This window comes from Ulvibacter sp. 2305UL32-6 (assembly GCF_058148545.1).
Map to the genome: position 1 here is coordinate 556,794 of NZ_JBYVKA010000003.1, position 19,373 is coordinate 576,166.

At 37.7% G+C, this 19,373-nt stretch carries 19 protein-coding genes; 16 read left to right on the forward strand and 3 right to left on the reverse strand.

All coding sequences use genetic code 11. From position 1 onward, the window contains the following. The first annotated feature begins 8 nt into the window (after window positions 1-8). The 7 genes from ACY2RU_RS12260 to ACY2RU_RS12290 all read left to right on the forward strand — a co-directional run bounded on the left by ACY2RU_RS12260 (window position 9) and on the right by ACY2RU_RS12290 (window position 7,750). The gene (locus tag ACY2RU_RS12260) at window positions 9-1,235 is read left to right on the forward strand and encodes an O-antigen ligase family protein (RefSeq protein WP_490138751.1); all 1,227 of its coding nucleotides are present in this window, start codon (window positions 9-11) and stop codon (window positions 1,233-1,235) included. Then, the gene (locus ACY2RU_RS12265) at window positions 1,228-2,025 is read left to right on the forward strand and encodes a glycosyltransferase (RefSeq protein ID WP_490138752.1); all 798 of its coding nucleotides are present in this window, start codon (window positions 1,228-1,230) and stop codon (window positions 2,023-2,025) included. Before ACY2RU_RS12260 ends, ACY2RU_RS12265 begins: the two co-directional genes overlap by 8 nt. An 87-nt stretch (window positions 2,026-2,112) precedes the next feature. Continuing rightward, the gene (locus ACY2RU_RS12270; RefSeq protein WP_490138753.1) at window positions 2,113-3,237 is read left to right on the forward strand and encodes a glycosyltransferase; all 1,125 of its coding nucleotides are present in this window, start codon (window positions 2,113-2,115) and stop codon (window positions 3,235-3,237) included. 34 nt (window positions 3,238-3,271) lie between these two features. Further along, window positions 3,272-4,585: a UDP-glucose dehydrogenase family protein gene (locus ACY2RU_RS12275; protein ID WP_490138754.1), complete on the forward strand. Its 1,314-nt coding sequence runs from the start codon at window positions 3,272-3,274 to the stop codon at window positions 4,583-4,585. A gap of 39 nt (window positions 4,586-4,624) precedes the next feature. Next, window positions 4,625-5,614 (forward strand): UDP-glucuronic acid decarboxylase family protein, encoded by a 990-nt coding sequence (locus ACY2RU_RS12280; RefSeq protein ID WP_490138755.1) that lies wholly within the window; start codon window positions 4,625-4,627, stop codon window positions 5,612-5,614. Then, entirely contained in the window at window positions 5,614-6,969 is a 1,356-nt protein-coding gene (locus ACY2RU_RS12285) for an exopolysaccharide biosynthesis polyprenyl glycosylphosphotransferase (protein ID WP_490138756.1), read from the forward strand. The genes ACY2RU_RS12280 and ACY2RU_RS12285 overlap by 1 nt, the downstream gene beginning before the upstream one ends. Then, window positions 6,938-7,750 (forward strand): glycosyltransferase family 2 protein, encoded by an 813-nt coding sequence (locus tag ACY2RU_RS12290; protein WP_490138757.1) that lies wholly within the window; start codon window positions 6,938-6,940, stop codon window positions 7,748-7,750. The genes ACY2RU_RS12285 and ACY2RU_RS12290 overlap by 32 nt, the downstream gene beginning before the upstream one ends. Here ACY2RU_RS12290 and ACY2RU_RS12295 read toward each other — a convergent pair. Beyond that, a complete protein-coding gene (locus tag ACY2RU_RS12295; RefSeq protein WP_490138758.1) occupies window positions 7,747-9,120 on the reverse strand; it encodes an AMP-binding protein in 1,374 nt (457 codons plus the stop codon). The two genes, ACY2RU_RS12290 and ACY2RU_RS12295, sit on opposite strands and share 4 nt — an antisense overlap. Window positions 9,121-9,177: 57 nt before the next feature. Between ACY2RU_RS12295 and purD the strand changes: the two genes are divergently transcribed. Beyond that, a complete protein-coding gene (gene purD, locus ACY2RU_RS12300; protein ID WP_490138855.1) occupies window positions 9,178-10,449 on the forward strand; it encodes a phosphoribosylamine--glycine ligase in 1,272 nt (423 codons plus the stop codon). A 27-nt stretch (window positions 10,450-10,476) separates the two neighbouring features. Here the strand turns inward: purD and ACY2RU_RS12305 are convergent, their stop codons facing one another. Beyond that, a complete protein-coding gene (locus ACY2RU_RS12305; protein ID WP_490138759.1) occupies window positions 10,477-10,728 on the reverse strand; it encodes a DUF6341 family protein in 252 nt (83 codons plus the stop codon). A gap of 39 nt (window positions 10,729-10,767) precedes the next feature. Between ACY2RU_RS12305 and ACY2RU_RS12310 the strand changes: the two genes are divergently transcribed. The 4 genes from ACY2RU_RS12310 (at window position 10,768) to ACY2RU_RS12325 (ending at window position 14,388) form a co-directional block, all read left to right on the forward strand. After that, window positions 10,768-11,724, forward strand: coding sequence for a DUF6427 family protein (locus ACY2RU_RS12310; protein ID WP_490138760.1), 957 nt, complete (start codon window positions 10,768-10,770; stop codon window positions 11,722-11,724). An 82-nt stretch (window positions 11,725-11,806) separates the two neighbouring features. Beyond that, a complete protein-coding gene (locus ACY2RU_RS12315; RefSeq protein WP_490138761.1) occupies window positions 11,807-12,415 on the forward strand; it encodes a DUF4254 domain-containing protein in 609 nt (202 codons plus the stop codon). A 39-nt stretch (window positions 12,416-12,454) separates the two neighbouring features. Continuing rightward, entirely contained in the window at window positions 12,455-13,486 is a 1,032-nt protein-coding gene (locus ACY2RU_RS12320) for a glycosyltransferase family 9 protein (protein ID WP_490138762.1), read from the forward strand. Between the two features lie 317 nt (window positions 13,487-13,803). Next, the gene (locus ACY2RU_RS12325; protein WP_490138763.1) at window positions 13,804-14,388 is read left to right on the forward strand and encodes a TetR/AcrR family transcriptional regulator; all 585 of its coding nucleotides are present in this window, start codon (window positions 13,804-13,806) and stop codon (window positions 14,386-14,388) included. A 5-nt stretch (window positions 14,389-14,393) separates the two neighbouring features. Here ACY2RU_RS12325 and ACY2RU_RS12330 read toward each other — a convergent pair whose 3' ends face one another. Then, window positions 14,394-15,443, reverse strand: coding sequence for a 2Fe-2S iron-sulfur cluster-binding protein (locus ACY2RU_RS12330; RefSeq protein ID WP_490138764.1), 1,050 nt, complete (start codon window positions 15,441-15,443; stop codon window positions 14,394-14,396). Between the two features lie 190 nt (window positions 15,444-15,633). Here ACY2RU_RS12330 and porW point away from each other — a divergent pair, with 190 nt between their 5' ends. Genes porW through ACY2RU_RS12350 form a run of 4 tightly spaced genes read left to right on the forward strand, consistent with a single transcriptional unit; the run spans window position 15,634 to window position 19,299 of the window. Then, complete coding sequence (porW, locus tag ACY2RU_RS12335; protein ID WP_490138765.1) at window positions 15,634-18,171, forward strand: type IX secretion system periplasmic lipoprotein PorW/SprE; 2,538 nt, start codon at window positions 15,634-15,636, stop codon at window positions 18,169-18,171. Window positions 18,172-18,205: 34 nt separating this feature from the next. Then, window positions 18,206-18,652, forward strand: a complete 447-nt coding sequence (locus ACY2RU_RS12340; RefSeq protein ID WP_490138766.1) for a bactofilin family protein — start codon at window positions 18,206-18,208, stop codon at window positions 18,650-18,652. 5 nt (window positions 18,653-18,657) lie between these two features. Next, entirely contained in the window at window positions 18,658-18,873 is a 216-nt protein-coding gene (locus ACY2RU_RS12345; RefSeq protein ID WP_490138767.1) for an AtpZ/AtpI family protein, read from the forward strand. A gap of 6 nt (window positions 18,874-18,879) precedes the next feature. Next, window positions 18,880-19,299 carry a DUF6168 family protein gene (locus ACY2RU_RS12350; protein ID WP_490138768.1) on the forward strand — a complete coding sequence of 140 codons (420 nt, stop codon included), beginning with the start codon at window positions 18,880-18,882 and terminating at the stop codon, window positions 19,297-19,299. Window positions 19,300-19,373: the final 74 nt, after the last annotated feature.

The following is a 19,373-nucleotide window of genomic DNA, read 5'->3' on the forward strand; positions in this document are numbered from 1 at the left end:
GAATTTTTATGAAAATACTTTTAGGTTCCATATATCCTTTTGCATTTGCCTTGCTACTTTTCATAGTTCCTTTCGATGATTATGTAAGAGCTTTACCAAATATTTTATTGATCATTCTTGCAATAACCTACCCCTTTATCATCACAAAGGAGGATTTTAGCAAATTAAACAAAAAGGGCACGTTGATTTTGCTTGCGTTTGTATTTTCATTGTTATTGAGTACCCTCATTAACGGAAATTGGAAGGAAAATCTATTTGTTCTTGAAAAAGTTGGAATTGCTGTAGGCGTTTTATTATTGTATCTGCCCATTTCACAAAACAGTAAGCTTAAAAATGCTATAATTTTTTCTAGCCTAGCCGCCGTTCTTTACTCTGTTTTCAATATTTTTATGCTAATCAAAAATACAGGAACTTTTGATTTTGGAGAAAATTCAAACCCATTACACACCCTGTTAATTGATCGTCTCTATCTGGGTTTTCTAAGTATTATAAGCATTTTAATTTCGTATAAATCACTAACCAAAAATTACTCGAGTTACAATAGATATCACCTGGCAAATATTGTGGTAAACATTTTGTTTATCTTTTTAATTGTTGCGCGTATGGCAATCCTTACGTTGATAATATTGGCCGTAGTTCGGCTGTTTTACAATCTTCAGAATAAAAAAATAGTCTTTATAACGTTGGCGGCAATAGTAATAGTAGTTATAGGAGCCTTTACGTTAAATGACAACCTTTCTAAACGTTTTTTATATCTGAAATATGGAGATGGCGGACAATCGGTTGTAGAGAGAATGTATAAGCAGGAGCCTAGAACTATTATTTGGGCTTGTGCAAAAAAGATCATTCAAGAAGGAGAGAATATTTTATTAGGCTCGGGATTTACTACTACAGAAGAGAACCTAATTGCCTGTTATGCATCAGATATAATGGTTAATAAAGAGCGGCAGCAATGGTTTTTAGCTAGAAAATACAATTCGCATAATCAGTTTATAGATATCTATTTAAGCGCAGGAATAGTGAGTTTTGTTCTTTTTGTGAGTCTTTTTGTGTATTTATTCTTTCAGCATAGAAAAAACTTCTTTTTAACAGCTATCGTTATTAGTATTGTTAGTTTTGGCTTTATAGAGAACTTTTTACATCGACAAATTGGGGGGTATTATTTTGGGGCAGTATTGATCTTTTTATTACTTCATGAATTTAAAAATCCGGAAAAATTGAGCGAGAATGAATAAGCTTTTATTAATTATGGCTCATTTCAATAGACCTAAGAGCCTCGAAAATTCTCTCAATTCAATTAATGAAGATTTTACAGTCGATATAATTGTTGTTGATGACGGCAGTGAAAAGCTATTCGATGAAGAAAAGCTGAAAAAAGGGTATACAAACGGAACTATTTATTTTAAATATTTAGAAAAGAATGAAGGTGTTGGGATTGCATCCAATGTGGGAGTTGATTTTGCGCTAGAGCATAATTATACTTATACAGGACGCTTTGACTGTGGCGATATATGTTATAAGGGAAAATATAAGATTCAAATTGATTATCTTGAAAATAACCCAGAAACTATGATGTTAGGTACCTGGGCAAAAGTTCTTGACGACAAAGGCGTATTTCATCACTACATTAAGCATCCAGCCGATTTTGAGACAATCAAGAAGAAAATGTATGTGAACAGTATGTTCTTAAATCCATCAGTGATCTATCACACCAAAATTGTAAAGGAAATAGGCAACTATCCTGTAAAATATAAACGCAATGCCGAAGATTATGCTTTTTTCTTCAATGTAATTAAGAAATATAAAGCTGAAAATTTACCAGAAGTATTGATGGATTATATTATTGAACCTGATTCTTTATCCTCAAGTAAGAGAAGACAGCAAGTTGGTAATAGAATACGTGTAACTCTGGATAATTTTTACTTCGGAATATATCCAGTTTATGGGCTTCTTCGGAATAGTATATTGTTTTTCTTTCCCAGAAGCGTAACAACTTTTATTAAAAAAATTCTATTGAAAGTATAGCCTCAACCTGAGAATAATTTCAAGATCGTTATATTAAAACAGAAACCAGAGATAACGAAAAAGCCAATATAATATGATATTTAAGACATGAGAGTTCTACACATTGGAAAATACTACCCTCCATTTTTTGGCGGTATAGAAAAGGTCAATTTCGACATTGTAGAAAATCTTAATAATAGGAATATACAAACAGATGTACTTTGTTTTAATCACAACAAAGGCGGCACACGCATCGAAGAAAAAGGCTATAAGATCATTAGAGCCTCGCTTTTGGCTAAAAAGTTTTCTACTCCCATCTCATTTTCAATCTATAAGTATCTTAAATCGATTCATAAAAATTACGATATAATTCATTTGCATGTGCCTAATCCCATTGCTGGATTGGCGCTAACCTTTGTTCCGTTTAAAGGAAAACTTGTGCTACACTGGCACCTTGACATCGTAAAGCAAAAATTGCTTAAAATTGTCTATAAACCGCTACAGTCGCGTTTATTAAAAAAAGCACATGCTGTAATAGTAACCTCACTTAATTACGCTCAGCATTCAAATGATCTTAAAGCATATTTAGACAAATGTGTCATTATACCGATCGGTATTGACAGTTCATATCTGAAAGAAAACAATTCGTTTCGGACAGCCTTAGAGGAAAAATATCAAGGTAAGAAGTTGGTATTTACGCTCGGCCGACTTACGTATTACAAAGGGCATAAATACCTAGTTGAAGCTGCAAAGCACATACCAAACGACTGTATTATTGCCATAGGTGGAATAGGACAGTTAGAGACTGAAGTCAAAAGGCAAATTGAGCAATTAGGTTTGCAGGAAAAGGTTATATTGCTAGGAAAGGTTCCTACAGAGGAACTCGCTGAATACTACAGGCGAGCCGATGTGTTTTGTCTTCCTTCAAGTGAGCGGTCAGAAGCTTTCGGAATTGTCCTTTTAGAAGCGATGGCTTGTAAATGTGCACTTATCACTACCGAATTAGGCTCGGGAACTTCCTGGATCAATCAGCATAACGAAACAGGACTCGTTGTTCCAGCTAAGGATGCAAAGGCGTTGGGTGATGCAATACGATCCCTTTTAGAAGATGACGTGCGCAGAAATAAAATGGCAAATAACGCCTATAGCCGGTTTCAAAATGAATTTCAACTCGAACAAATGGTTGATAGAACAATTGCGCTGTATAACGATTTGTACAATAAGAATTCCTAATTTTGCCAGCAGGAAAAAATAAGCTAGTTACAGTATGAAAATAGCAGTTATAGGAACAGGATATGTTGGTTTGGTCACAGGTACGTGCCTCGCCGAAACCGGCAACGATGTGGTTTGTGTAGATATTGATTCCAGCAAAGTTGAAAAAATGCGACAAGGCATAGTTCCAATCTATGAGCCGCATTTGGATGTGTTGTTTGACCGAAATATTAAAGCCGAAAGACTGCGCTTTACAACTTCCTTAGACGAAGGTCTTGAACATGGCGACATCATCTTTCTAGCACTACCAACCCCTGAAGATGAAGACGGTTCGGCCGATCTTTCTTATGTGCTAAACGTTTCCGAAGAAATTGGAAAAAAAATAAAGCAATACCGCGTGATTGTCGATAAAAGCACTGTTCCCGTAGGTACGGCTGAAAAAGTACATGCGGTAATTGCGCAAAACGCTTTATGCGATTTTGACGTAGTGTCAAACCCAGAGTTCCTTCGTGAAGGCTTTGCAGTAGATGATTTTATGAAACCCGAACGCATCGTAGTAGGCTCTAGTAGCGATCGTGCTACAGCAATGATGCAAAAACTTTATAGCCCTTTTGTACGCTCTGGCAACCCCATCCTCATCATGGATGAGAAGTCGGCCGAGCTCACTAAATATGCGGCAAACTCGTTTTTAGCCACAAAAATTACGTTTATGAATGAGATCGCCAACTACTGCGAAAAGGTTGGCGCCGATGTTGACAAGGTACGCGTAGGTATGGGAACCGATTCTCGAATTGGCAAACGATTTTTATTTCCAGGCATTGGATATGGAGGTTCTTGTTTTCCGAAGGATGTAAAGGCACTACATAAAGCAGGAAAGGACCAACAGTACGATTTTAAGATCTTAAATGCTGTGATCGAGGTCAATGACTACCAAAAGACGGTGCTGCTGCCCAAAATGATAAATCACTTTAAGGGCGACCTTACTGGAAAAACCATTGCAGTATGGGGATTGGCCTTTAAACCGGAAACAGATGACATTAGAGAGGCGCCTTCTGTTTATATGATGAATGCCCTCTTAGATAGGGGAGCAAAACTACAGGTGTTTGATCCTGAAGCTATGCCCAACATTAAAAAACGTTTTCACGACACCATTTCTTATGCAGATTCAATGTATGAAGCGCTTGAAAATGCCGATGCCGTTCTTATTTGTACCGAATGGAGCATATTTAGAACGCCAGATTATGCTAAACTAAAGCAACTTCTTGCTGAGCCTGTCATCTTTGATGGTAGAAACTTATATAATATAGAAGATATGGATAGCGAAGAAATCACTTATATTTCCATCGGAAGAAAAGAAGTTCGTCCGTGATATATAAAGAATCATTTCTGAAAAAGAAGACCCTATAGGATGAAAAAACGTGTTTTAATTACTGGTGCTGCTGGATTCTTAGGATCTCATCTATGCGATAAGTTTATGGCCGAAGGCTATACTGTTTTGGGTATGGACAACCTTATTACGGGCGACCTGGATAATATTAAACATCTATTTTCTGAAGAACATTTCGAATTTTATCATCACGATGTAACCAAATTTGTACACGTTCCTGGGAAGGTTGATTATATCCTACACTTTGCCTCTCCCGCAAGTCCAATAGATTATCTTAAAATCCCTATCCAAACGCTTAAAGTAGGCTCTTTAGGAACACATAATTTATTAGGGCTCGCAAAAGAAAAAAAAGCACGGATTCTTATTGCTTCTACTTCGGAAGTATACGGTGATCCGCTTGTACATCCGCAGAGTGAAGATTACTACGGAAATGTAAATACCATTGGCCCTAGAGGCGTATACGATGAGGCAAAACGCTTTCAGGAATCTATCACGATGGCCTACCATCGTTTTCATGGTCTCGAAACACGAATTGCCCGTATTTTTAATACCTATGGACCCCGGATGCGCTTAAATGACGGACGTGTAATACCTGCTTTTATCGGACAGGCTCTCCGTGGCGAAAACCTAACTGTTTTTGGTGACGGCTTACAAACACGCTCTTTCTGCTATGTAGATGATCAAATAGAAGGTTTATACAGACTTCTTTTAAGTGATTATGAACTGCCTGTCAACATAGGAAATCCAGAGGAAATAACGATTTTAGATTTTGCTGAAGAAATTATAAAACTAACTGGAACAGATCAAAAAATTGTGTTTGAACCCCTTCCTAAAGATGACCCTTTGCAACGTCAACCCGATATAACGAGAGCTAAAGAAATTCTTGGATGGGAACCAAAAGTGCCACGAGATCAAGGTATGAAGGTGACCTTCAACTATTTTAAAGGACTAACAAAAGAGGAGCTATTTAAAAGTGCTCATAAAGACTTTTCAAAACACAATAGAGCCTAATGATATTTAAAACAGGGAGATTTTCGGGGTTTTTAAGACCCATTTCTTATGGAATAGACTTAATTATTATTCACCTCCTGGCGGGATACTTTTTTGGTTCAGACTTTCAATATCTCTACTTCTTTATTACTATCACCTTTGCATGGGTTATACTTTCGTTGAAGTCTAATTTTTACGAGATCTATCGTTTTACGCATGTTGCTAAGATCATGTCGCTCCTGGGGAAACAGAGTGTTGTATTCTTTTTGATCGTTTTTTCCTTTTTTGGTGTATACAATGAGCCTCAAATAGAGCCAACCACAATATTGATATATATTCTGACCGTAATGGGAGGTATAGCAGTGGCCAAGTTCGCCATCTTCTTTCTACTTAAAAAGTACAGAAAGTTATTTGGCGGAAATAAAAGGAATGTGGTCATACTGGGCCTAAACCAGAAAACAGATCAACTTCGAAAGTTTTTTATTGACAATCCTGAGTATGGATATCACCTTAAAAACACCTTCGATATTCGTGGAAAAGACAAGGTGAGCATGGAGACGTGTTTTGAGTATATTCTACAAAACAAGGTTGATGAAATCTATGTTTCCGTAGGTGAAATTCCGAATAAAGAATTATTACAACTAATCGACTTTGCCGATAATAATCTAAAGATCCTTAAATTCTTACCCGATAATAAAGAGATCTACACCAAAAAACTAGATTTTACTTATTACGGCTTCCTCCCCATCTTGTCCATGCGTAAAATCCCTATGGACGAGCCATTTAATGGATTTATTAAACGAACTTTTGATATCATCATGTCGCTCACCATTATTGTGGGAATCCTTTCTTGGCTTACTCCATTACTCGGACTCGCAATTAAATTAGAATCTAAAGGGCCTATTTTCTTTAAACAACGCCGAAATGGTCTCGATTATAAAGAGTTTTATTGTTATAAATTTAGATCCATGCGTCCCAACCCTGAAGCTCACTTACATCAGGTAAAAAAAGGAGATGAACGGATCACGCGTGTAGGACGCATCATTCGCAAGACAAGTATGGATGAATTACCGCAGTTTATTAATGTGCTCAAAGGTGAAATGTCTGTAGTGGGACCACGACCTCATATGGTGAGTCACACCCATATGTATGCAGAACGTATCGATAAATTTATGGTACGCCACTTTATAAAACCAGGAATCACAGGTTTAGCTCAAGTGAGCGGCTACAGAGGTGAGGTAGAAAGCGACAAAGACATTATCAATCGTGTTAAATACGATATTTTTTATCTTGAAAACTGGTCGTTATTTTTAGACCTGAAGATTGTTTTCCAAACTATTTATAATGCCATTCGAGGAGAAGAAAAAGCATATTGAGGGCACAAATATGCCGCTGGTTTCCATTATTACACCGCTGTATAATGCAGCTTCTTTTGTTTCCGAAACGATCAACTCTGTACTACAACAAACATATCAAAATTGGGAACTACTCATCGTAGACGACGCCTCCACCGATAATTCTATTTCTATTTCCGAAGCATTTACAGCTAAGGAGCCTCGTATCCGCCTTCTAAAGAACAATAAGAACAAAGGCGCTGCTTCCTGCCGAAATCAAGCTACCGAGCTTGCAAAGGGCGATTATATCGCTTTTCTCGACGCCGATGACCTCTGGTTTCCAGAAAAACTTGAGAAACAGATTCAATTTATGCAAAAAGCCAAAGCAACAGTTTCTTTTACAAGCTATATGCATATCGATGAGACTGGAAAGTATCTTCACAAAAACATTATCGCAATGCCTCGCCTTACCTACGCAAAGCAACACACAAATAATTATATTGGAAATCTTACCGGTGTATACCACGCGGCAGTTCTTGGTAAAATTATTGCACCTAAATTAGAGAAGCGTCAGGACTGGGCCGTTTGGCTGGAAGCGATCAAAAGAAGTGATTCGCCAGCACTAGGGATTCAAGAAATTTTAGCAAAATATCGCGTTCATGCCAGTTCTATGAGCGCAAATAAAAGGAGTCTTTTAAAGCACAACTTCAATTTTTATAGAAAACATTTAGGCTATTCTTGGTTGACCTCAACATGCTACTTAGGTCGATTTATGTGGGAATATTTTATGGTTCGACCTAAATTTATTGAAAAGACCTCTTAAAACTTTCGGATCTCCATAATTTGAGGTTTTCCACTTGGCGAAGCTGTGATTTCTTCCACCTTTTTTAAATGAAATTCCATCGTATTTTCAGCGAGCTCAGTCAGTTTTGTTAAAATTTCCGAAGAAACCTCAGGATTCAACTCGAGAATGCTTCGATATTGAATCTCGATCGTTGTTGCATTAACTTGAATTACCTTAAACTGCTCGATTTCAGAATAGAATTCTAAGATCCCTGTAAAACTATGTACAATAAGAGTATTGCCGTTGGGTGTTTTTATCACGTCGGTTTCACGCCCTATCATTTTTTCAAGCAAGGGATAGTTATATTTTCGATCTTTCGGATACTTCTCTTCCGGTAATTTCACTCCTAGATCGCCTAATTTATAACGTAGCAAAGGCATGGCAAAATTTGTGAGTCCGGTGACCAAAATATGGCCCATTTCACCATCTGGAACGGGCATTCCGAAGTCGTCTACCACCTCCAAATACACATGTGGCGACATAATATAATAATATGGAAGATCACTTGTACACGCCATATAATAGCCTTCAGCGCAGCCATAGGTGTTAATGATTACAGGATTCTGGAACGCTTGTTCAAAGTTTTGCCGGTACGTATCAAAAAGCTTGTCGCCATAGGATATAACCGATTTAAAAGGGGTCTCTTGTTTGTTCTTGATCGCGTATTTGGCAATTTCATTTAAAGCCGATGGATAACCCGCCATATGTTTGGTTTGTTTCCCGGAGATAGCGTTTAGGTTTTCTGAAATATTTTTGTCTGTTAACTGAAAGGCATTCATATATCGCACTCGAAAGAAAAGGTCCTTTAATTTTTTTGCAAAGCCGCGTTGTAGTGACATTCCGGCCTGCAGTATAGGTTGCCCCGGTTCGTAGCCACCCCATCCCCACCAGTGTGTTTGTAAGGCACGAAGATAAAACGTGTGCTCTGGTGTCATATACGTAAATGATTGCTGTCCGCTGCTCCCACTACTATGGTTTTTTTGCAAGGTTGACTTCGGAAACTTATCTGAAATTAGATCATCGTTATATGCTCGTAAAATGGACTTGGTCAATATGGGGATCTCGCTGATCGACGCGTCTTTAGGCAATTGAAGATTCTGGTAAAACGGAACATGCTCGCTTGCATAGGCTATGATGGATGCTAACCGTTCAGTTTGAAGCTTTAAATGGTCTTCCGAAGAAAGCTGATCATAGGCTTTCCATTGTTTGCGATGCTTGTTATAGCTTCCGCGGAAAAACAACGAGCCTAGTGGTAAAACGACATGTTTGATGAAAGCGGTATACACGTGATTCTTGAATAGCGATTTGCTATGCACAAGGTACAATAAATATTGAGCGAAACTTCCCATGTTGCGCTTGGTATGGGGTAAAATTCTATTATTTTTGTAGCATAAAGCTTTATCATGATAAACATATTAATATTGGGTTCTGGCGGCCGCGAACACACGTTTGCTCATCAATTGGCAAAGAGCGATCGTTGTAAACACATCTTTGTCGCGCCAGGAAATGCAGGTACGGCTGCAATAGGAACGAACGTTCCAATTTCTGTAACCGATTTTAAGGCTATCGAGGCCTGTGTCTTAGAAAACGATATCGATATGGTAGTGGTAGGTCCCGAAGATCCTTTGGTTCAGGGAATCTCAGATTTTTTTGCTGAGACACATTCCTTAAAAAAGATAAAACTTATTGGTCCGTCAAAGCGTGGTGCTTTATTAGAGGGCAGTAAGGAACGCGCCAAAGAATTTATGATGATGCACAATATTCCAACGGCTGCTTATGCAAGTTTTACGGCAGAATCGTTAGCCGCTGGGAAATCGTTTTTAGAAACTCTTTCGGCTCCGTATGTCTTAAAGGCTGATGGATTGGCTGCTGGAAAAGGCGTTTTAATAATCGATGACCTTTCCGAAGCAAAACAAGAACTGGAAAATATGTTGATGCACAGTAAATTTGGTGCTGCCAGTGCTACTGTGGTCATTGAAGAGTTTTTAGATGGCATAGAACTCAGCGTCTTTGTACTTACCGACGGAAAAAACTACAAGATCTTACCAACTGCTAAAGATTATAAGCGAATAGGCGAAGGCGATAAAGGATTAAATACAGGTGGAATGGGTGCTGTTTCTCCAGCTCCTTTTGTCGATGCGGCTTTTATGCAAAAGATAGAAGAGCGTATTGTAAAACCAACCATTAACGGACTTCAAAAAGAGGAGATCGATTATAAAGGGTTTGTCTTTATTGGTCTTATTAAAGTGGGAGATGATCCAAAAGTTATAGAATACAATGTGCGAATGGGCGATCCAGAAACTGAGGTAGTACTTCCAAGAATAAAAACAGATCTTGTTGATCTGTTTGAAGCTACCTATGAAGAAAATCTTGACCTTTGTTCTTTAGCTATTGATGACCGAGCCGCTGCCACAGTTATGCTCGTTTCTGGTGGGTATCCAGAGGCCTACGAAAAAGGGAAAGAAATTACAGGAATTTCTGAAGTCATAGATTCTATCGTTTTCCAAGCGGGAACAAGTTTAGATGGTGGGAAGATCGTTACAAATGGAGGCCGTGTTTTGGCCGTAACTTCCTTAGATCAGGATTTTAAACAAGCCATAAAAAAATCCTACCAAAATATAGAAAAACTACATTTTGACAGGATGTATTATAGAACCGATATCGGTTTTGACCTTTAAAATAGCAAAGGATCAAGCGCGGTTTAACTAGTTGTATTTATCGCCACCTAAATATGCATGCGAAGTTGAAGAACGATCTTCTTCATTGTTTTCATTGAATTTCTTTAACTGAAGCATCCAATAAACAAAAGCTACAAAACCCACAAGCGTAAAGAGCCATGACATAATGTTAGCACCAAACCAACTGTCCAGTTCCATCGCACGAAGCGCATCAAATGGAGCAAATAAAACGTCCTCGGTAAAGGCCTGAATACCTTCAAAAAATTCTTTTAAAGTCATATCTTTAAATTTATAGCACAAAAGTATAAATAAAGCCACATGCTGACAAGCTTTTTTAGAAAATCTACTCCTATAAACTATCTGTTACTAAGTATTTTTATACTTATTGGCTTTATTTATGCCCTTACGAGATTCAATACTTCGGAAATGTCCTGGGTAATGGGTATTAAGAATATTCTTATAGCAATAGGCTGCATCTTCTCTATGTTATTGCTTGATTTTATGATTCGGAAAAATGATCTTACCGAAAGAAATACCTTTGCAATATTCTTGTTTTCCTGTTTTTTGGTGTCTGTCCCAACCATCTTTATAAACGGGCCCATCGTGACCGCCAATATATTTGTCATGCTGGCATTACGACGAATTTTTAGCCTTCCTTCCAATATTAACACAGAAAAAAAGATTCTAGATGCCTCGATTTATATAGGTTTAGCATCACTTTTTTACTTTCCCGCCATTTTATTTATAGGATTCCTGTTTTTAGCTGTGATTCGAATGAATGAACTTAATTATAGGTGGTTATTGATCCCCTTTGTAGGACTATTGGTTACGGCTGTGCTTACTACAGTATATTATATACTTATAGAAGATACAATTGCGTGGTGGACCCTTTGGGTGCAGCCAATTGCATTTGACTTTTCTGTATATCACTCGTTATCGGTTTTAATTCCCGTTACAATTATTAGTGCAATTATGCTTTGGACAGGAGCTCATCTTTTAGTACGATTAGGGAGTCTGTCAAAAAAAGAGAAGCCTCGTGGCTTTCTGATACTTTTGCTTACTATAATTTCCTTACTAGTTTGTTTGCTTAGCCCCATAAAAACAGGAGCGGAAGTTTTATTTATAATAACCCCCTCAGCCATGTTAGCAGCAAATTATATAGGATATCATCAACCTAACAACAAATTGGGGGCTCGCGACACTAATTTTTGGTTTAAAGAAATCCTTCTTTGGATCGTATTGCTGCTTCCTTGTATTGGCTTGCTCGCTATTTAGCTACTATCACAAAATGTAATATCTTTGCTACTAAAGAGGAAATACCTCTAGTATACTTGCTTAAATTGAAAAAACGACTTTTATGTTCAGCGAAAAAGCCAACGAAATATTCTTAGAGGTTATTGTTAAATATCACCACAAAAACACGGTAGATCAACCCTTTAGCAACCCGTATAACAAAGATGAAAAGCTTTTGTCTCATTTGTTATACCGAAAATGTTGGATAGATACCGTTCAATGGCATTATGAAGATATTATTCGCGATCCAAACATAGATCCAGTAAGCGCCCTGACTCTTAAACGAAAGATCGATGCGTCTAATCAGGATCGAACAGATATGGTTGAATATATCGATAGCTACTTTTTAGAAAAGTATCGCGATGTAACACCAAATGACGATGCTACTATCAACACCGAAAGTCCGGCATGGGGTGTAGATCGCCTTTCAATTTTAGCATTAAAAATTTATCATATGCACGAAGAAGCTACGCGTGAAAATGCCAAGCCGGAACATCGTGAAGCGTGTCAAAAGAAACTTAATGTCCTGCTAGAACAACGGGCCGATTTGAGTAAAGCTATTGATCAGTTACTGGAAGATATCGCAGAAGGAAGAAAATACATGAAAGTCTATAAACAGATGAAAATGTACAATGACGATGAGCTGAATCCAGTACTTCGTGGGAATAAATAAACGTGATATCAAGGCAAAACACCTTGTAAACACGGCAGCATGAAAAAACCGAATCACATATTTGTCATTCGTCTTTCTGCCATGGGAGATGTAGCTATGACAGTTCCTGTTTTACGGGTGCTGTTGCAAACTTACCCACAACTTAAGATCACTGTTGTTTCTAAAACACCGTTTAAACCCTTATTTTCAGGATTGGAGCGATGCAACTTTTTGGAAGCAGATGTACGTGGTAAGCATAAAGGCTTCGGAATTTTTAAACTTGCCAAACAAGCCAGAGCCTTAGGTATTGACGCGGTTGCAGATCTTCACAATGTAATTCGTTCAAAGGCCATAACAAACTATTTAGGGTATAGAGGCATTAAAAGAGCAACAATCAATAAAGGCCGCTCCGAAAAAAAGGCACTTGTTTCTGCTAAAGGGAAACAATTACATCAGCTTAAATCAACACATCAAAGATATGCCGATGTTTTTGAGGAATTAGGATATCCTATCGATCTTAAAGATTATATAACTCCAAAACCTTTGACCTTACAGCAAAAACATCATTTGCTTATTGGAACTCAACCCAAAAAACTGATCGGAATTGCACCTTTTGCTGCCTATAAAAGCAAGATGTATCCGCTGGAAATGATGGAGGAGGTCATTTTTCAGCTAAGCGCATCCAATAAATATCAGATTTTACTTTTTGGAGGAGGTGCTTCGGAAATAGAACAACTAGAAACAATCGCGGCTAAACATAAAAACGTGATCAATGTGGCTGGGACACTGACCTTTTCTGAAGAATTGATACTACTCTCTAACTTAGATCTTATGGTTGCCATGGATAGTAGTAACGGCCACCTCGCTGCCATGTTTGGCATTCCCGTGATCACACTTTGGGGTGTTACACATCCGTATGCCGGATTTAAACCCTTTAGACAACCAAATGCCAATCAATTAGTTTCTAATCGAGAACTGTATCCTCTAATTCCGACTTCAATTTACGGCAATAAATTCCCGGCCGCCTACGAAAACGCTATGGAATCGATCCCCACAGAGCTAGTATTAGAAAAGATCTATCAAACCGCTTAAAGATACTTTTTGAATATAGGAACGCTTGTTCTTTTTTGAAAACACCGAAGAATTGAATTTAAATTCTTTTAAAAGCAATTTACTTTAGCAGCAGTTTCTTCGGAAGAATAAAGAGTAATAATTTTAAAATATTTTAAAACCATCTCTTTGTTTATGGGCGTTCCAATTCGATTTATAAAATGTTTCAAGATTTCGGAACATTTGTTCCTAAAACAGCTAACTTTGCTATTCCTTTTTAAATGAACACGTTGCAGTATTATTTTTAAGAACGGTTGTTCCAGAAATTTTTGTAGTACCCCCGAAGCAAAAAACAAGACATGGCGAGAGTAAAAGCGTTTAATGAAGTTGACGTCCTTGACAAGGCGATGCTTTTGTTTTGGACCAAAGGATATCACGCGACCTCCGCCAAAGATCTGGTCAATGATCTTGGTTTAAGTAGGTCAAGTTTGTACGATACTTTTGGCGACAAGCGTACCCTTTATCTAAAAGCCCTTCAATATTATGAAGAGGACGTGCTCGGCAATATCATTTCATTAGTAACTCATAGTGACGACATAAGAGAAACGCTGATGGCTATTTTTAGTATCATCATCAAGCAGCATACTTATGAACAAGCTCCTAGAGGCTGTTTTATGGTTAATGCTGCTGTAGAACTTGCCGCCACCGATCTAGAGGTTGCTTATATTGTTTCTAAAAGTCAAAGGGCTTTTGAAAGAGCGCTCGAAAAGGCATTTGTAAAAGCAAAAGACACTCAGAAGTTGACGCCAAATTATGACGCAGCCTACCTTGCGAAATTCTTTACTAATGTGATGACAGGTTTGCGCGTACAGGTGCGTGCCAATCAAAACTCAAATGATTTTAAAGAAGTGATTAACGTAAGTCTTTCTGTTTTAGATGGTTAATCTAGTTAAACGTCATCGTAATCTACAATTAGCTTAGCAGTTGTAGGATGAGCCTGACACGTTAATATAAGACCTTCGGCCAATTCACTATCGGTAAGTATTTGGTTTTTCCGCATTTCAACCTTTCCTTCAACAACACGAGCAATACAAGTACTGCAAATTCCTCCTTGACAAGAATACGGAGCATCTAGCCCTTTGTCTAGAGCGGCTTCTAAAACCGACTTCTTTTTGGGCATATGAAAGGTTTCGGTCTCTTCATCTATTATAATTGTTATTTCCGTATCTCCTGTGTGTGGTTCCACTAAAAGACCTTCTTCCGAAGTGGTAAAAAGTTCAAATCGGATCTTCTTTTCATTTATACCATTCTGCTTTAAGGTTGCTGAAACAGCATCTATCATGGGTTCTGGTCCGCAAAGATAATACAGGTCGAAGTTTACATCTTTGTATTTGTTTTTAACCATTAAATTGACCGTAGAATTTTCAACACGTCCAAAATAACCTTCGTCTGAATTCTCTCTACTGAAAAGTAATTCTAAAAAGAAACGCCCTGGGAACTTTGCTTCTAGTGATTTTAGGGAATCATAAAACATACTTTCGGCTGTCGTTCTATTTCCGAAGACCAATAAAAAAGTACTATTTGGTTCTTCCTGTAGCACGGTGCGTATGATTGACATTATAGGGGTAATTCCACTACCCGCTGCAAATGCCGCGTAGTTTTTTTTGTTTTCTGAAGCCGTTTCAACAATAAATTTTCCTTGTGGAGGCATCACTTCTAATTGATCACCTGCTTTCAACGTTTCGTTGGCATACACCGAAAAACTTCCGCCGTCCACTTTTTTGATTCCAACCTGAATCGTTTGATCATGCGGAGCACAGCTTATAGAATAGGCGCGCCGAATTTCAGTTCCGTTATGGTTGTGTTTTATGGTTATATATTGTCCTGCTTTAAACTGAAAGGTGCTTTTAAGGTTTTCAGGAATTTCAAAGGTGACAAGAACAGCGTTGGGAGTTTCTTTTTTTACTTCGGAAACGGTTAGCAAATGGAAATCGCTCATAGGGGTAATTTTTTTGTAAAAATACAACCTAATTTATTTTTACAAAGCATGCGAACTGGTTTGACTTCCATTTTTTGACACAAACGCAGGCCCAATACCAAAAAGAAATGTATTTTTACCGTTTGTAGACCCATTTTACATACTAAACACGAAGCTTTTAAGTTAAAGTAGTACATAAATTTTAAGCATTTTGAAAGGCATATATAAAATTACCTTATTTCTGTTAACCATATTGCTTTTGGCAGCTTGTTCCAGAAAGAAAAACACCTTTATTAATCGTAACTTCCATGCAGTCACTGGCGAGTATAACACGCTGTATAATGGTGATGTAGCATTTGCCGATGGCAAAACCGATCTTACACAAACCTATAATGATAATTTCTGGGAATTACTTCCTGTAGAGCGTATCAAGCTTGACCCTAAAGGTACTCCAGGAGAAAAAGAAAACCAGAATTTTGCCCGTGCTGAAGAAAAGGCCGCCAAAGCCATTCAGAAGCATTCCATGTATATTGATGGAAAAGAGTACAATCCGCAGATCGATGAAGCGTATATGCTTTTAGGGAAGTCGCGTTACTACGACAAACGTTTTATTCCGGCGATCGATGCATTCAATTTTATTTTAGATAAGTATCCCACTAGTAATAATATTAACCGAGCGAAAGTTTGGAAAGCCAAAGCGAACATCCGTTTGCGAAATGAAGATGTAGCCTTAGAGAATCTTCAGAAAATGATGGATGAGGAAGAGCTTGAAGAAGAAGAATTAGCAGAAGCTTCGGCTATGATGACGCAGGCCTATATCAATCTTGATTCTATTCCGGAAGCACTTCCGTATATCAAACTGGCTTCAGAATACACCAACGATAATGAGTTGCGCGGACGCTATGCCTATATTAAAGGGCAGATCTATCAGCAGTTAGAGATGAAAGACAGTGCCAATCTTGCATGGCAAGAAGTGATCGATCTCAATCGAAAATCGCCTCGTATCTATATGATCAACGCGTATATGGCGCAGTCTCGTAACTTCGACTATGAAAAGGGCGATCGTGTTGCTTTTCTTGAGATGCTTTATGACATGTCTGAAAATAGAGAGAACAGACCGTTTTTAGATAAGATCTTCAATCAAATGGGAGAATATTATCGCAATACAAAGAATATTGATACCGCGGTCATTTTTTATAACAAGTCGATCAAAGATTACAAGAACGATCAGACACTTCAATCAATGAATTATACAACCTTGGCAGAGATCAATTTTGACCGTGCTTTGTATAAAAACGCTGGAGCTTATTACGATAGTACGCTTACCATGTTAACCGAAAATTCTCGTCAGTGGCGACGTGTAAAGAAAAAACGTGAAAACTTAGACGACGTGATCAAATACGAAACGATCGCAGCTGTAAATGATAGTGTTTTGCGTATCGCTGGAATGAGTGAGGCCCAACAATTGTCTTATTTTACTGAATACACCCAAAAGCTAAAAGCCAAGGCTGTGGCCGATTCTCTTGAAAATGTTAAAAACGAAGAACGGGTTGCAAACAATGAATTCTTCCAAAAGAACAAAGGAGAAAAAGGAACTAGTGGTCCTCAGGGCGGAAAATTTTATTTCTACAACCCTACTACAGTTGCCTACGGAAAGCAAGAATTTAGTAGGATCTGGGGAAATAGAGCTTCAGAAGATAACTGGAGACGCTCAGAAAAGAAAAGTTCTGGTATTGAAGAAGAAGAGGAAGTGGTTACAACGGCTGTGCCAATATCTGAAAACGAATTGTTTAAGCCAGAAGCCTATATTGCTAAGATCCCTACCGATCAGAAGGTTCTTGATAGCTTGACAAAGGATAGAAATTTTGCTTATTATCAACTTGGACTTATCTATAAAGAGAAATTTAAGGAATATGGTTTGGCGACAGATCGTTTGGAAAAACTACTCACATTTGATCCAGAAGAACGTCTGGTATTACCAGCTAAATACAATTTGTACAAGATCTATAATCAAACAGAAAATGCAGCTTTAGCAAGTAAGTACGAGCAAGATATTCTCAACAATTATGCGACTTCTCGTTATGCAGAGATCATTCGAAATCCAAATTCACAATTAGCTACAGATGAATCGAGTCCGGAGTTTAAGTATAAGGGGCTTTTTAATGAGTTTGAAGCCTCCAATTACGCCCATGTCATCGCAAAGAGTGATGAATATATCACTTTGTATAATGGAAATGATATTGTTCCGAAATTTGAATTATTAAAAGCCACAGCTATTGGTCGTCAAGATGGTTTTGACGCCTATAAAAAGGCCTTGAACTTTATTTCTTTGACCTATCCAAATAGTGAAGAAGGAAAGCAAGCAGAGACGATCTTTTCAAAAAATTTGCCGCTATTGGCTAGTAAAAAGTTCGTTTCAGACGAAGAGATAAAAAGTTTTAAATTGGTGTATAAGTTTAATGTTTCTGAACGTGCTTCCGCCGAAGCGTTAAAGGAAAAACTAGACAAGGCTGTAAAAGAGTTAAACTATTTCAATTTATCAACCTCAATAGATTATTACGACCCTCAAACCTTGTTGGTTGTAGTTCATAAATTGAATACAAGATTAGGTGCACGCGGATTTGGAGAAAACCTCAAAGATGCCAAGGCCTATAAAATAAAGAAACCATTTTTTGAAATCTCTACACCTAATTATAAGACCATTCAGATACACAAAAACTTAGATGAATATTTAGGTCAAGAACTATAGAGTTAAAGCAACATTAATCCCCAAACCCATCGGTATGTTTTCAGATAAAAAAGAACGAAAAATGACAGAGCCGGGAGCCAATCAGAATAGAATTAACGCAGGTACAACCCTTAAAGGAGATATTGAATCGCAAGGTTTTTTTAGGATCGATGGGGTTATTGAAGGAAATGTAACCACTCCCTCAAAGGTTGTTTTAGGTAAAAGCGGAAGTATTATAGGTACATTAACCTGTAAAGACGCCGATATTGAAGGCACTTTTGAAGGTTCTCTAAATGTTTCTGGCACACTGAGTTTAAAAGCAACAGCTAATATTGAAGGAGAAGTTGAGGTTGGCAAGCTGGCCGTGGAACCAGGAGCGATATTTAATGCGTCTTGTTCTATGAAAGGAAGTTCAATTAAAACTTCAGAGAGCTCAAATAAACCACACCCCTTTGACCGCTCACAACGTGTGCAGAAGTCTAAAACAGAATCACAACCATAATAACCATGGCCAACAAGGGCAATAATGGTATTAAAAGATGGGCCATACTCTCTGCAATAGCCATGGAGATGGGTGTTGTTATTTATCTATTTGTACAGTTGGGAAAATGGTTAGATGTACAGTATGGCGACGGAAAGACCTTTACTATTATATGTACCTTAGTAGGAGTTGGAATTTCACTATTTCTTGTTGTGAAACAAACCAATAGGCTTAATTCTTAAGCTGAAATGAAGAAACAAGGTTTTATTTTCTTAGGAATATTATTTGTCGTGCTGTTGGGTGCTTTTTTAGTTCACCTAGGAATCCTTTTCTGGCTGGATCTTGAACTGTTCGACAACCTAATTATCCTTTCATATATACTCAATTATGCGCTTGCCGCATTGCTTTTAATTGCGGTTAAATCTAATTTAAACAAACAATCATCACATACGGGCTTTCTTTTTATGGCCGGGAGCGGATTAAAATTTTTAATTTTCTTTCTATTTTTCTACCCAGTATATCAAAGTGATGACACGATGCAAACTGTTGAATTTGCTGCATTTTTCGTGCCCTACGCCCTCTGTTTGACGCTCGAAGTAGTGTATTTGGCGAAACTGCTTAATAATCAGACCTATTCCGAAGAAATACAACGAAAAAAAAAGAAATAAAATAGTTTTTTCTTTCTCTAAAAGTACCCTATTTTTGCACCGATTTTAAGGACACCATTAATTTGTCTCAAAAT

Bases quoted from the DNA above. Each gene is read 5' to 3' on its own strand.
- ACY2RU_RS12260 (WP_490138751.1), top strand. From the start codon at position 9: ATGAAAATACTTTTAGGTTCCATATATCCTTTTGCATTTGCCTTGCTA.
- ACY2RU_RS12265 (WP_490138752.1), top strand. From the start codon at position 1,228: ATGAATAAGCTTTTATTAATTATGGCTCATTTCAATAGACCTAAGAGC.
- ACY2RU_RS12270 (WP_490138753.1), top strand. From the start codon at position 2,113: ATGAGAGTTCTACACATTGGAAAATACTACCCTCCATTTTTTGGCGGT.
- ACY2RU_RS12275 (WP_490138754.1), top strand. From the start codon at position 3,272: ATGAAAATAGCAGTTATAGGAACAGGATATGTTGGTTTGGTCACAGGT.
- ACY2RU_RS12280 (WP_490138755.1), top strand. From the start codon at position 4,625: ATGAAAAAACGTGTTTTAATTACTGGTGCTGCTGGATTCTTAGGATCT.
- ACY2RU_RS12285 (WP_490138756.1), top strand. From the start codon at position 5,614: ATGATATTTAAAACAGGGAGATTTTCGGGGTTTTTAAGACCCATTTCT.
- ACY2RU_RS12290 (WP_490138757.1), top strand. From the start codon at position 6,938: ATGCCATTCGAGGAGAAGAAAAAGCATATTGAGGGCACAAATATGCCG.
- ACY2RU_RS12295 (WP_490138758.1), bottom strand. From the start codon at position 9,120: ATGGGAAGTTTCGCTCAATATTTATTGTACCTTGTGCATAGCAAATCG.
- ACY2RU_RS12305 (WP_490138759.1), bottom strand. From the start codon at position 10,728: ATGACTTTAAAAGAATTTTTTGAAGGTATTCAGGCCTTTACCGAGGAC.
- ACY2RU_RS12310 (WP_490138760.1), top strand. From the start codon at position 10,768: ATGCTGACAAGCTTTTTTAGAAAATCTACTCCTATAAACTATCTGTTA.
- ACY2RU_RS12315 (WP_490138761.1), top strand. From the start codon at position 11,807: ATGTTCAGCGAAAAAGCCAACGAAATATTCTTAGAGGTTATTGTTAAA.
- ACY2RU_RS12320 (WP_490138762.1), top strand. From the start codon at position 12,455: ATGAAAAAACCGAATCACATATTTGTCATTCGTCTTTCTGCCATGGGA.
- ACY2RU_RS12325 (WP_490138763.1), top strand. From the start codon at position 13,804: ATGGCGAGAGTAAAAGCGTTTAATGAAGTTGACGTCCTTGACAAGGCG.
- ACY2RU_RS12330 (WP_490138764.1), bottom strand. From the start codon at position 15,443: ATGAGCGATTTCCATTTGCTAACCGTTTCCGAAGTAAAAAAAGAAACT.
- ACY2RU_RS12340 (WP_490138766.1), top strand. From the start codon at position 18,206: ATGTTTTCAGATAAAAAAGAACGAAAAATGACAGAGCCGGGAGCCAAT.
- ACY2RU_RS12345 (WP_490138767.1), top strand. From the start codon at position 18,658: ATGGCCAACAAGGGCAATAATGGTATTAAAAGATGGGCCATACTCTCT.
- ACY2RU_RS12350 (WP_490138768.1), top strand. From the start codon at position 18,880: ATGAAGAAACAAGGTTTTATTTTCTTAGGAATATTATTTGTCGTGCTG.